The sequence below is a fragment of the Parajatrophihabitans canadensis genome (assembly GCF_053764775.1).
In genome coordinates this window covers 4078691-4092333 of the sequence record NZ_CM132445.1, presented here as the reverse complement: position 1 = coordinate 4092333, position 13643 = coordinate 4078691, and the positions used below count along the sequence as shown (strand labels likewise).

Here is a 13643-nt window from a genome sequence, read left to right as displayed (position 1 = left end):
GATCTTGATTCCCATCGAGATCGCCGACGACGCTCCGATTCTGAGATCGAACAACGCACATAGTTTTGCTAGCAGCTTTACAGAGCAAAGAAGGTAGGAACACCTTGCTCGACGTCAACGTCTTCGACGAGCTTCGTATCGGCCTGGCCACCGCTGATGACATCCGTCAGTGGTCCCACGGTGAGGTCAAGAAGCCCGAAACTATTAACTACCGGACTCTCAAGCCTGAGAAGGACGGTCTCTTCTGCGAGAAGATCTTCGGTCCCACCCGGGACTGGGAGTGCTACTGCGGCAAGTACAAGCGCGTCCGGTTCAAGGGCATCATCTGCGAGCGCTGTGGTGTCGAGGTCACTCGCGCCAAGGTGCGACGCGAGCGGATGGGTCACATCGAGCTGGCCGCACCGGTCACGCACATCTGGTACTTCAAGGGTGTGCCGTCCCGCCTCGGTTACCTCTTGGACCTGGCCCCGAAGGATCTCGAGAAGATCATCTACTTCGCTGCCTACCTGATCACCAAGGTCGACACCGAGACCCGGCACCGCGATCTACCTACCCTCGAAGCGGAAATCAGCGCAGAGAAGTCAACGCTGGAGAAGCGTCGGGATTCTGACATCGACGCCCGCGCGAAGAAGCTCGAGACCGACCTGGCCGAGCTCGAAGCAGAGGGCGCCAAGAGCGACGTCCGCCGCAAGGTCCGTGAGGGTGGCGAGCGCGAGATGCGCCAGCTGCGCGATCGGGCTCAGCGCGAGATCGACCGTCTCGACGAGGTCATGGACACCTTCCGCAAGCTCGAGGTGAAGCAGCTCATCTCCGACGAGATGCTCTACCGCGAATTGCGCGATCGCTTCGGCGAGTACTTCGAGGGCGGCATGGGTGCCGAATCCCTGCAGACCTTGATCGCCGGCTTCGACTTGGACGCCGAGGCCGAATCGCTTCGCGAGACGATCCGCTCGGGTAAGGGTCAGAAGAAGATCCGCGCCCTCAAGCGGTTGAAGGTGGTTGCGTCCTTCCTGAACACCACCAACTCGCCCCAGGGCATGGTGCTCGACTGTGTGCCGGTCATTCCGCCGGACTTGCGCCCGATGGTCCAGCTCGACGGTGGCCGCTTTGCCACCTCCGACCTGAACGACCTGTACCGGCGCGTGATCAACCGCAACAACCGCCTCAAGCGACTGATCGACCTCGGTGCGCCCGAGATCATCGTCAACAACGAGAAGCGGATGTTGCAGGAGTCCGTCGACGCACTATTTGACAACGGCCGTCGTGGCCGTCCGGTGACTGGCCCGGGCAACCGCCCGTTGAAGTCGCTGTCGGATCTGCTCAAGGGCAAGCAGGGTCGGTTCCGCCAGAACCTGCTCGGCAAGCGTGTCGACTACTCGGGCCGTTCGGTCATCGTTGTCGGTCCGCAGCTGAAGCTGCACCAGTGTGGTCTGCCCAAGCAGATGGCGCTCGAGCTGTTCAAGCCGTTCGTGATGAAGCGACTGGTCGATCTGAGTCATGCTCAGAACATCAAGTCCGCCAAGCGGATGGTTGAGCGCGCTCGTCCCGTTGTCTGGGACGTCCTCGAAGAGGTCATCCGCGAGCACCCGGTACTGCTCAACCGCGCGCCGACCTTGCACCGTCTGGGTATCCAGGCTTTCGAACCGCAGTTGGTCGAGGGTAAGGCCATCCAGATCCACCCGCTGGTCTGCACGGCGTTCAACGCCGACTTCGACGGTGACCAGATGGCAGTCCACCTGCCACTGTCCGCCGAGGCGCAGGCCGAGGCTCGGATCCTGATGCTGTCGACGAACAACATCCTCAAGCCCGCGGACGGTCGCCCGGTGACCATGCCGACCCAGGACATGATCCTCGGTCTGTATCACCTGACCACCCTGCGCGAGCAGCAGGAAGGTGCCGGCCGGGCCTTCTCGGCTCCGGCTGAGGCGATCATGGCCCGCGACGCCAAGACCTTGGGTCTGCAGGCTCCGGTGAAGATCCGGCTCAAGGGCGTCACATCGGTAGACAACGGTGCTGCAGCCAGTCCGTGGATTGCTCCCGAAGACTGGACGCCGGGGGAGACCCTGCTGGTCGAGACCACTCTCGGTCGGACGATCTTCAACGACGCGCTGCCGGCTGACTACCGGTTCGTCAACTACGAGGTCACCAAGAAGGAACTGGGTCAGATCGTCAATGATCTGGCCGAGCGGTACCCGAAGGTTGCGGTCGCCAACGCGCTCGACAACCTCAAGGCCGCTGGCTTCCACTGGGCCACCCGCTCGGGTATCACCATCGCTATCGACGATGTCGTGACCCCGCCGCGCAAGGCCGAGATTCTCGAGCGCTACGAAAGTGACGCCGAGAAGATCGAGAAGCAGTACCAGCGAGGTGTCATCACCGGTGACGAGCGTCGTCAGGAGCTCGTCGAGGTCTGGACTCGGGCGACCAGTGAGGTCGCCAAGGAGATGGAAGCCAACTTCCCGAAGACCAACCCGGTTTACATCATGGTGAACTCCGGCGCTCGCGGAAACATGATGCAGATGCGTCAGATTGCCGCGATGCGTGGTCTGGTGGCCAACCCGAAGGGCGAGATCATCCCGCGCCCGATCAAGGCCAACTTCCGTGAGGGCCTGTCCGTGCTGGAGTACTTCATCTCCACCCACGGTGCTCGTAAGGGTCTTGCCGACACCGCGCTGCGGACCGCCGACTCGGGTTACCTGACCCGTCGTCTGGTGGACGTGTCGCAGGACGTCATTATTCGTGAAGAGGACTGCGGCACCGAGCGGGGCGTCAAGCTGACCATCGCTGCCCCGGCTGCAGACGGCAAGCTGGTCAAGGACGGTCACGCTGAGACCAGCGTGTACGCCCGGGTGCTGGCTGAAGATGTCGAAGCAGACGGAGCCGTTGTGGCCACCGCTGGTTCGGATCTCGGGGACGTGCTGATCGACGAGTTGGTAGCCCGTGGGGTTTCTGAGGTCCGAGTTCGTTCGGTGCTCACCTGCGAGTCCGCTCTGGGTACCTGTGCCACTTGCTACGGACGGTCGCTCGCGACCGGCAAGCTGGTGGACGTCGGCGAGGCAGTCGGCATCATCGCGGCTCAGTCCATCGGTGAGCCCGGTACCCAGCTGACCATGCGTACGTTCCACACCGGCGGTATCGCCGGTGATGACATCACGCACGGTCTGCCCCGTGTTGCCGAGCTTTTCGAGGCCCGTAACCCCAAGGGTGTCGCGCCGATCAGCGAGGCAACCGGACGCGTTCGGCTCGAAGAGGTCGAGGGCAACGCCAAGGGCGCCGGCCGCAAGCTGATCCTCACGCCGGACGACGGAACCGAAGAGATCGAGTACCCGATCTCGCGCCGGGCCCGTCTGCTGGTGGCTGATGGTGATCGGGTCGAGGTCGGTCAGCAGCTCGTCGCTGGTGCTGCGAATCCGCACGATGTGTTGCGCATCATGGGCCCGCGTGAGGTGCAGCTGCACCTCGTCCGCGAGGTCCAGGAGGTGTACCGCTCGCAGGGTGTCGCGATCCACGACAAGCACATCGAGGTGATCATCCGCCAGATGCTCAAGCGCATTACGGTGATCGAGTCGGGTGCTACCGAGTTCCTGCCTGGCTCGCTGGTGGAACGCGCGTTGTTCGAGGCCGAGAACCGTCGGGTTGTCGCTGAGGGCGGTGAGCCGGCGTCGGGTCGCCCGGTGCTGATGGGTATCACCAAGGCATCGTTGGCCACCGAGTCGTGGTTGTCGGCGGCGTCCTTCCAGGAGACCACCCGTGTCCTCACCGACGCGGCGATCTCGGCGAAGAGCGACTCATTGGTTGGCCTGAAGGAGAACGTGATCATCGGAAAGCTGATCCCGGCGGGTACCGGTATTGCCAAGTACCGCAACGTCGAGGTCAACCCGACCGAAGAGGCCCGCGCGGCCGCCTTCACGATGGCTGGCTACGACGAGAGCGATTACTACGGATTCGGCCCGGGTGGCGGCCAAGCTGTTGCCCTGGACGATTTCGGCTACAACGATTACCGCTAACTGAAAGCGCAAGGTTGATATACCAATCCATCGCCCTGGCGACCGATGGGTATACCAACTGGCGTGCTGACCTCAGCGCGAAGGTGATAGCGCCGGAAATGCTGGTGTCGCTCAGAAGTCGATAGCGGTCAGAAGTAAGCTAAAGAGGCCCGGTTCCGCGAGGAGCCGGGCCTCTGTGCGTTTGAAAGTGTCGTCGGCGAACCTCGTTATGCGGTTGTTTACCGGCGGTTGATGGAAGGTTAAGTAGCCTGGTTGGCTGGGCAAGTCTCACGGGCCTTTCGGACGGTTATCTGCCGTTTTCGGTAGGCCGCCGGAGTAACAAGTTGAACATCGGAATAGGCTTAGCTGAAGAAGTGCTGAACAAACAGCACGGACGCCGAAGATTTGAACCTGTTCAGAGGGTGGGGCTAATTTTGGCCACTCGCAAGATCGAGTCGACGTTGACGGATCTTCGCCAGCAAGGCGCACATCCGGGCCCAGTTCGAGAGAACAACGGCGGCGTCCTCGATACCCTCGAGATGCTCGCTGAGCGCGCGCCGGCGCAGGCCACAGCGGAGAATTTTCCGGTTGCCCTCAAAGTCCTTCCGCGTCGCGTCCGAGACCAACTTTCGGTGGCCTACGCCTATGCCAGATTCGTAGACGATGTCGGTGACGAAGCGCGCGGTGATCGCTCGGTCCTGCTTGACGCCGTCGCCGAGGACCTGGATTGCCTGGATCGAGGCCTGCAGGGTGCCGCCGACACGGCACAACTGCCGGTCATTCGCGCCCTCGCGCCGCTCGTCACAGACGCCGGAATTCCCATTGCCACATTCAAGGCGCTGGTCGAGGCCAACCGAATGGACCAACGCGTCGAGAACTACGAAACGTTCGCAGACCTGATGGACTACTGCGCGTTGTCTGCGGCGCCGATCGGCCGCATGGTGCTCGGCATCGCGCACTCGGCGACCGAGCAAAATATCGGGGATTCCGACGCCGTTTGCGCGGCGCTGCAGGTTCTCGAGCACTGCCAGGATGTCGGCGAGGATTCCCGAAGCAACCGGGTGTACCTGCCTCAGGTTGATCTTCGGGCCAATCAAGTTCGCGCCGGCGACCTGATGGCGAGCGAAACCTCGGAGGAACTGCGAAGGGTGATCCTGCAACAGGTGGCACGGAGCGAACACCTGCTTGCCGTCGGTCGCCCACTGATCGGCCGTCTGTCCGGGTGGCCGAAACTCGCGGTCAGTGCCTACCTGGCCGGTGGCCTTGCCACTGCCCATGCACTACGCCGCAACAAGGGCGAGGTGCTGGCTCGTCCGGTGCGGCCGAGCAAGGCCAGGACGGGATTCGGTGCAATGAAACTGGTCGCGAGCGGGGTGGGCAACCGATGACTGAAGCCGTGGGCAACGGATCCAGAGCGACGCAAGACAGTCCTGCCGAGCCGATCACGATCGAGCGTGCCTACGCCGAATGTGATCGGATCACGCGTGAGCAGGCTCGCAACTTCTACTGGGGCATCAGGCTCCTGCCGCAGGCCAAGCGTGGTGCATTGTCGGCCGTGTACGCGGCCGCCCGCCGGGTCGATGACATCGGCGACGGCGACCTGCCGGTCGAGCAGAAGCTGGCCGCTCTCGAACGCGCCCGGATCGAGATAACGCAACCGGCGAAGTATCTGGATGATCCGGTGCTGGTCGCACTGGCCGATGCCGCGACCCACCGCCCGATTCCGTTGGAGGCGTTCGGCGAGCTCGTGACGGGCTGCGAGCAGGATGTCAAGCAGGACAACGGTGGGTACGCGTACCAGACTCACGAGCAGCTGTTGCAATACTGCGGCTACGTCGCGGGTTCGATCGGTCGCCTCAGCCTGGGCGTTTTCGATCCGCCGCTCTACGGTGCGAATCTGACTCGAGCTCGGGAATTCGCCGACGCGCTCGGTACTGCACTGCAGCTCACCAACATCCTGCGCGACATCCGTGAGGATCTGCTGATGGGCCGTGTCTACCTGCCTACCGAGGACCTCGAGTTGTTCGGCTGCAAGCAACTCTCGGTGTTACCGGATCAGAGTCTCGATCCGCAGGATGGCCGCCTCGCCGAGCTCATCCGCTTCGAAGCGGCCAGAGCCTGGGGCTGGTACGACCGTGGTCTGCAGCTGCTGCCGCTGCTCGATCGTCGAAGCGCAGCGTGTTGCGCCGCGATGTCGGGTATCTATGCCGAGTTGTTGGTGCGAATCGGCCGCAGGCCGGAAGCCGTCATGCGCTCGAGACTCGCGCTGTCGACCGCCGACAAGCTGAAAGTCGCGACGGTCTCAATGCTCGGACGCCGTAACGAAAGCAACTGAACGGAATAAGACTGATCCCGACAGAACTGAATCGAATGGCACCGAATCGAACAGGGGCGAGGGGACGGATACGACAGTGACGGGTGGGGTGGTGGTCGTCGGGGGCGGATTGGCGGGGATCACCGCTGCTCTGGATCTCGCCGACGCCGGGCGCGCCGTTACTTTGCTCGAGACCCGTCCGCGGTTGGGCGGCGCAGCCTCCTCGTTCAGCCGCGCATTCGACGGCGGCGAATTGACCGTGGACAACGGCCAGCACATCTTTCTGCGCTGTTGCCATGCCTACCGCCAGCTCATCGATCGTCTCGATGCTGCCGAGCTCGTCACTACCCAAGCCAAGTTGGACATCGCGGTGCTGCGTCCAGACGGTCGTCGCTCCAGGCTTGCCCGCACGGCTGGGTTGCCGGCACCGCTACATCTATCGGCCTCGTTGGCTGGGTACGGGTTGTTGTCGATCGCCGACCGGCTGCGGGCCGTCCGCGGCGCGCTGGCAATGCGCCGGCTCGACCCGGCGGACCCGAGTCTCGATGTGCAGACGTTCGGACGCTACCTTGCCGATCTGGGCCAGACCACGGAGATCATCAACAACCTCTGGGGTGTCCTGGCGACCGCCACCTTGAACATCGATCCCGCGGACGCGTCGCTAGCGCTGGCGGCGAAGGTGTTCCGAACGGGGTTGCTCGACCACGCAGACGCTGCTGACGTCGGCCATGCCGTAGTGCCGCTAGGAGCGATCCACCACGACGCTGCGTGGAAGGCACTCGTCGATGCCGGCGTTGACGTGCGGCTCTCGGCGCGAGTGCTCGAGGTGGACTCCCCAGCGGCAAGCGGTCCGGTGGTGCAGGTCCGGGAACGTGCGTCTGACCCCGAAGGCGCCTCAGTGGCAGTTCTGCGTCCCGAGGCGGTCATTCTCGCGTTGCCGCATGCGCCGATGAGATCGGTGGCTCCCGCTCTCGCGGCTGGATCGTTGGGACGCACCGAAGCGCTCGGCGCGAGCCCAATCGTCAACGTCCATGTCGTCTATGACCGTCAGGTGACTGACCTGCCGCTCGCCGCGGCGGTCGGCTCGCCCGTGCAGTGGGTCTTCGACCGTACTTCCTCGTCGGGACTGTCGGACCTGGAGCTGAGCTCAGGACCCAGCCACGGTGCGCAGTATCTGGCGGTCACGGTGTCGGCGGCTGATGCCATTATCGGCACGCCGGCGGCCGAGCTCCGAAGCACCTACATCGATGCCCTAGCGCAGTTGTTCCCGGCCGCCCGGTCCGCCGAAGTACTCGATTCGTTCGTAACTCGGGAACCTCGAGCGACCTTTCGGCAGGCGGCCGGTACGGCCGAGCTGCGGCCAAGCCCGAAGACCGAGCTGGAAGGGGTGTACCTAGCAGGTTCGTGGACCGCCACTGGGTGGCCGGACACGATGGAAAGCGCGGTACTCAGCGGTAAAGCGGCTGCCTCTCGCATTCTCGAGGGCAGCGGAACAAGGGGGCGTTCATGACATCCCAGCGGTTGCAACCGAATCCGAACCTGTCTCAACGGCGAGCAGGGCCCTTTCCGGGTCCATCCGAAGGAGTACCTGACGTGCCGTTCGAAGTGGCTTTGGCCACCATAAAACGGGTTCGCCCGCTGTTCGACGGCGGCCTGCGATCCGCAGTCGACAGGCTTGACCCCTCGATGTCGTTGATCGCGGCGTACCAAATGGGTTGGTGCGATGCCGATGGCCAGCCCTCAGTGGGGGGCGGGGGCAAGTCGATCAGGCCGACGCTGGCCGTGCTGTCGGCCGAGGCAGTGGGCGCTCCGGCCGGCGTTGGAGTGCCTGCGGCAGTCGCCGTCGAACTGGTCCACAATTTTTCACTGCTGCACGACGACGTCATGGATGGTGACATCGAACGCCGCCATCGCCCGACGGGTTGGACGGTCTTTGGTAGGAGTCAGGCGATTCTGGCGGGCAGCGCGATGCTCACGGCAGCATTCGGCGTTCTCGCCGAGGACGGCGTCGCCGGGCAGCGAGCACTGCTTTGCCTGATCGAGGCAACCCAGGCCTTGATAGCAGGTCAGTCCGCTGACCTCCGACTGGAAGAAGCCGAGTCGCCCCGGATCGAAGATTGCCTCCAGATGGAAGCCGGTAAGACGGCGGCGCTGCTGTCCTGCTCGACCGCGATCGGTGCGAGCGCAGCCGGTGCCGACGCCCAAACGGTGCACGAACTGGCTGCCTTCGGCCACGAACTCGGGATGGCATTTCAGCTCGTCGATGACGTCCTCGGCATCGTCGGCGATCCGAAGGTGACCGGAAAGTCTTCGATGGACGTGCGTTCGGGCAAACGCAGTGCCCCGGTGGTGGCCGCCCTGAACGCTGGACTGCCGGTATCGGCTCAGCTGGCGGTGAAATTGGCCCAAGGCGCGCCGAAAGGCGAGGACGACGTCGAGCTGATCACCTCGATGATCAGTGACGCCGGGGGCGTGACCTGGACGAGCGCGGAAGCCGACAGGCGGCTCGAATTCGCGCTCGGCCACCTCGGCCGCGCAGGGCTGTCGGATGGCCCGCGTGGCGAATTCGAGGCATTAGCGCAGTATGTAGTAGGAAGAGATAGTTAGTTAGGCAAACGACAGGGATCCTCTTCCTAGGGAGCTCCAGTGACATTGGATCAGGCGCCTGACTACGAGGCGGTCTTCGAGAACGACATCGATGGTCCGGCTGTACGGCGTGCCGCGGAGGCTGCGGCTGATTATTTGCTTTCGCGTCAGGACGAGGCGGGATTCTGGCGGGGCGAGTTGCGCACCAACGTGACCATGGATGCGGAGGACCTGCTGCTTCGTGCCTTTCTGGGCATCTTGCATCCGGCCGATCTGGACGCCGGCGCCCGCTGGATCCGGTCACAACAAAATGTCGATGGGGGCTGGTCGACGTTTGAGGGCGGCCCGAACGATCTGTCCACGACGATCGAGGCTTACGTCGCGCTCCGGTTGGCTGGCGATTCCCTTGACGCCCCGCATCTGAGCGTGGCGCGGGAGCTGATCCTCGAGCTCGGCGGCATCGAGAGCAGCCGGGTCTTCACGCGAATTTGGTTGGCACTGTTCGGTGAGTGGTCCTGGGATGAGCTGCCGGTCATCCCGCCGGAAATGATCCGGATCCCGAAGTGGGCGCCACTGAACGTCTATGACTGGGGTTGCTGGGCTCGGCAGACGATCGTGGCGCTGGCCGTGGTTTCGTCGCAACGTCCGGTAGCCGAGCTCGGGTTCACCGTTTCCGAGCTGCGGACCAATCTGGTTCCTGCGGAGCTGCGCCCGCGTCGAGCCTGGACGATCGCGCGTGGTTTTCAACACCTTGATCGGCTGCTGCACCGCTACGAACGTCTGGCCATCAAACCAGGCCGCAACTCGGCCCTGCGGGCGTGCACCGAGTGGATCGTGGCTCGCCAGGAATCTGACGGTGGATGGGGCGGCATTCAGCCACCCTGGGTGTATTCGATCCTGGCGCTCCGGCTGATGGGCTATCCGCTTGATCACCCGGTTCTTCGGGCGGCGATCGAAGGCCTTGAGGGCTTTCTCGTGCGCGAACAGACACCGGACGGCCCGGTTCGCCGCTTGGAAGCCTGCCAGTCACCGGTGTGGGACACCTGCCTGACCGTGATCGCGCTGTTGGACGCCGGACTTCCGACGAAGCACCCCGCCGTGCAGAAAGCTGCCCAGTGGCTGCTCGACGAGCAGGTTCGGGTGCCGGGGGACTGGTCGGTGCGCCGACCTGAGCTGGCCCCTGGCGGTTGGTCGTTCGAGTTCGCGAACGACATCTACCCGGACGTGGATGACACGGCTGAGGTCGTACTCGCTCTGGATCGGGTCATCGGCGGTTCAGCCAGCGCGGAGGGCTCAGACGGTGTCGAAGGTGCCATCCAACTCGGGGTCGACTGGCTCATCGGTATGCAGTCTTCAGACGGCGGTTGGGGGGCCTTCGACGCTGACAACACGGCGACGTTGGCCGCAGATCTGCCGTTCAGCGATTTCGGCAACCTGAGCGATCCGCCGTCGGCAGATGTCACGGCGCACGCGGTCGAGATGCTCTGCGCTCGGGGCTACCTCGACGCCCCCGCAACCGGACGCGGCGTGCGGTGGCTGCTCGCCGCTCAGGAGCCGGACGGTTCCTGGTACGGCCGGTGGGGTGCGAACTATGTCTATGGCACCGGCGCGGTCGTGCCGGCCCTGATAGCGGCCGGGGTGCCTACCTACGCCGTGGAAATCGAGCGCGCCGTCGAATGGCTGCACGCTCACCAGAACGACGACGGTGGCTGGGGCGAAGACCTGCGGTCCTACGTCGACGGGTCCTGGAGCGGGCGCGGCGAATCGACCGCTTCGCAGACAGCGTGGGCGCTGCTAGCGCTGTTGGCCGCCGCGGACACCTCCGCGTCGGTCGAACGCGGTGTGCAATTTCTGCTGGATTCTCAGCAGGCGGATGGCGGATGGCTCGAAACTCGTTATACCGGCACGGGTTTTCCAGGCTTCTTTTACATCAATTACGAGATGTACCGGCACGTTTTTCCGTTATCCGCGCTGGGCCGCTACGCGAACAGATTGGACGGGGAGATGAGCACCGTGAGGCAGATCAGATAGCCGGACCGCCACCCGATGTTGCACGAGCTGGCAACGGCGGGTGCCCAGCAGATCGAAGACCAGCCGGCAGGCGTGGATGCCGCAGACGAAGGGAGAACCAATGACACCGGGTCTCGTCGTCGTCGCCGCACTGCGGATCGAGGCGCTGGCGCTCAAGCGCGGCCTTGGAGAAGACGCAGCCGTAGTGCACGCAGGCATCCGCGCCACGAAGCTCAACGCCAACCTTCGCAGCTGGTTGGTTGAGTCCGCAAACTCTCAGGCGCCCAACTCCCAGATCACGGCGGTGGCGTTGGCCGGTGTCGGTGGGGCGGTCGGCGATACGCTGCGGCCCGGTGACATCGTCGTCGCCAGTGAGATCCGCGACGATCAGGGCACCGTCGAGCTTCCGGCCGCAGCGCCACTCGTTGCCGAGCTCAGGGCAATGGGGTTCACGGTCCGACGCGGGCCTATCTTCAGCAGCACCAAGGTGGTGCACGGGTCCCGGCGCGCCGAGATCGCGGCGTCCGGGGCGATCGCGGTCGATATGGAGTCCGGGCCGGTGGTGCGGGCCGTTCTGGCCGAATTCCCGGGCGCTCCGTTGGCGGTCGTCCGGGTGGTGGTGGACACCCCCGACGAGCCGCTGGTGCGGATGGCCACCCTCGCATCAGGAACTCGGGCATTGCGGATCCTGAGCCAGCTCGGGCCGGCCCTCGACGGCTGGAGCGCCTCGGTCAGTGACCGACAGGTGCTGTTGGCGGCGCCGCGGTCCTTCTGTGCGGGGGTTGAGCGCGCCATCGACATCGTCGAGCGAGCGCTGGCGCGCTACCCAGCACCGATTTATGTGCGCCGCCAGATCGTGCACAACGCCCACGTCGTCGCGAGTCTGGAACGCAAAGGCGCAGTCTTCGTCGAGGAACTGGAAGAAATCCCGGACGCCGCGACGGTGATTCTGTCTGCTCACGGTGTTGCGCCCGCCGTGCGCGACGAAGCGGCCAAGCGGCAGATGCGGGTCATCGACGCAACCTGCCCGCTGGTCGCGAAGGTCCATACCGAAACTCGGCGGTTCCTCGCCCATGGCGACACCGTGTTGCTGATCGGGCACGACGGTCACGACGAAACCGAGGGGACGCTCGGCGAAGGACCCGGCCGCGTCCTGCTGGTGGAGAACAGCCAGGACGCCAGCACGATTGAAGTACCCGATCCCGACCACCTCGCCTACGTCACGCAGACAACGCTTGCTGTCGGCGAGGCCGAGCGCGTCGCGGCTACCCTTCGACAGCGTTTTCCTGCTATCTCCGCCCCGCCGACCGATGACATCTGCTTCGCCACCACCAACAGGCAGAACGCAGTACGTGCCATCGCCGCCGACGCCGACGTGGTTCTCGTGGTCGGCTCGCACAACTCCTCCAACTCCAAGCGGTTGGTCGAAGTCGCGGTGCACTCCGGTGCCCAAGCCCACCTCGTGGAAGATGTCGAGTCCATCCGTCCCGGTTGGATTCGCGGTGCCGCGACCGTTGGCGTGACCGCCGGAGCCTCCGCACCCCCACACCTCGTCGATGAGGTGATCAAGACCCTCGGCGCCCTCGGTCAGGCCGATGTGAGCACGATCGATGTCGCCCGCGAAGAAGTCACATTCACCCTCCCCAAGGAAGTAGACAGCTGATGGCAATTCCACTCAGGCAAGGTCTTCGGGTAGCCAGCTATGTCGCGGCGAACAAGATCAAGCGAAACAAGAAATTTCCGCTGATCGTCGAGCTCGAACCGCTCTTCGCCTGCAATCTCAGCTGTCCTGGCTGCGGCAAGATTCAGCATCCGGTCGACCTGCTGCGGCAGCGGATGCCGGTCGAGCGGGCGTTGGGCGCCATCGAGGAATGCGGCGCGCCGATGGTCTCGATCGCCGGCGGCGAGCCGTTGATGCACAACGAGATCGACAAGCTCGTGAACCAGCTCGTGAAGCGCAAGAAGTACGTCTACCTCTGCACAAACGCCGAATTGCTACGCAAGCGGTTCGATCGCTTTGATTTCAAGCCGTCGCGCTACTTCGCGTTCGTGATCCACGTGGACGGTCTGCAGGATCGCCACGACAAGGCGGTCGACAAAGAGGGTGTGTTCGCCGAAGCTGTCGCGGCGATCCGCTTCCTGAAGGAGCGTGGCTTCCGAGTGACCACCAACTCCACGTTCTTCAATACCGACACGCCGCAAACGATCATCGACGTCCTCAACTTCCTCAACGACGAAGTCGAGGTGGACGACATGATGATCTCGCCCGCCTATGCGTACGAAAAGGCGCCCGATCAGGACCATTTCCTGGGAGTCCAGGAGACGCGTGAGCTGTTCGCCAAGGCTTTCGCGAACGGAAACCGCAAGAAATGGCGTCTCAACCACTCACCGCTCTTCCTCGACTTTCTCGAGGGCAAGGTCGACTACGAGTGCACGGCCTGGGGTATCCCGTCGTACTCGCTACTCGGTTGGCAGCGGCCCTGCTACCTGATGGCCGACGGCTATGCCGAAACGTACGCCGAGTTGATCGCCACGACTGAATGGGAGAAATACGGCCGGGGCAAGGACCCTCGTTGCAACAACTGCATGGCCCACTGCGGTTACGAGCCCACTGCGGTTCTGGCCACCATGGGTTCGTTGAAGCAACAAATCCGCGCCCTCCGCGAGCAGGGTTGATCTTTTGGTTCGGGAGTGAGCGATGCGATCTGATTCGACTCAGGTCCGGCGGGTGTTCAGCGGCGGATCGT

8 protein-coding genes are annotated in these 13643 nt (G+C 63.9%); all 8 read left to right on the top strand.

Annotated elements, in window-relative coordinates; genetic code table 11:
- Positions 1-104: 104 nt before the first annotated feature.
- Positions 105-4007, top strand: a complete 3903-nt coding sequence (locus ACSMXN_RS19705) for a DNA-directed RNA polymerase subunit beta' (RefSeq protein WP_022914677.1) — start codon at positions 105-107, stop codon at positions 4005-4007.
- 413 nt (positions 4008-4420) lie between these two features.
- Complete coding sequence (locus ACSMXN_RS19700; RefSeq protein ID WP_155958486.1) at positions 4421-5374, top strand: squalene/phytoene synthase family protein; 954 nt, start codon at positions 4421-4423, stop codon at positions 5372-5374.
- Positions 5371-6321, top strand: a complete 951-nt coding sequence (locus ACSMXN_RS19695) for a squalene/phytoene synthase family protein (RefSeq protein ID WP_022914679.1) — start codon at positions 5371-5373, stop codon at positions 6319-6321. The genes ACSMXN_RS19700 and ACSMXN_RS19695 overlap by 4 nt, the downstream gene beginning before the upstream one ends.
- Before the next feature lie 76 nt (positions 6322-6397).
- A complete protein-coding gene (gene hpnE, locus ACSMXN_RS19690) occupies positions 6398-7810 on the top strand; it encodes a hydroxysqualene dehydroxylase HpnE (RefSeq protein WP_022914680.1) in 1413 nt (470 codons plus the stop codon).
- 83 nt (positions 7811-7893) lie between these two features.
- Positions 7894-8907 (top strand): polyprenyl synthetase family protein, encoded by a 1014-nt coding sequence (locus tag ACSMXN_RS19685; RefSeq protein WP_022914681.1) that lies wholly within the window; start codon positions 7894-7896, stop codon positions 8905-8907.
- Positions 8908-8952: 45 nt separating this feature from the next.
- Positions 8953-10917: a squalene--hopene cyclase gene (gene shc, locus ACSMXN_RS19680; protein ID WP_455407784.1), complete on the top strand. Its 1965-nt coding sequence runs from the start codon at positions 8953-8955 to the stop codon at positions 10915-10917.
- Positions 10918-11017: 100 nt separating this feature from the next.
- The gene (gene ispH / locus ACSMXN_RS19675; RefSeq protein ID WP_455407623.1) at positions 11018-12559 is read left to right on the top strand and encodes a 4-hydroxy-3-methylbut-2-enyl diphosphate reductase; all 1542 of its coding nucleotides are present in this window, start codon (positions 11018-11020) and stop codon (positions 12557-12559) included.
- On the top strand, positions 12559-13572 hold the full coding sequence (gene hpnH, locus ACSMXN_RS19670; protein ID WP_455407622.1) for an adenosyl-hopene transferase HpnH: 1014 nt from the start codon (positions 12559-12561) through the stop codon (positions 13570-13572). Before ispH ends, hpnH begins: the two co-directional genes overlap by 1 nt.
- The last annotated feature ends 71 nt before the right edge of the window (positions 13573-13643 follow it).

Bases quoted from the DNA above. Each gene is read 5' to 3' on its own strand.
- ACSMXN_RS19695 (WP_022914679.1), top strand. From the start codon at position 5,371: ATGACTGAAGCCGTGGGCAACGGATCCAGAGCGACGCAAGACAGTCCT.
- ispH (WP_455407623.1), top strand. From the start codon at position 11,018: ATGACACCGGGTCTCGTCGTCGTCGCCGCACTGCGGATCGAGGCGCTG.
- hpnH (WP_455407622.1), top strand. From the start codon at position 12,559: ATGGCAATTCCACTCAGGCAAGGTCTTCGGGTAGCCAGCTATGTCGCG.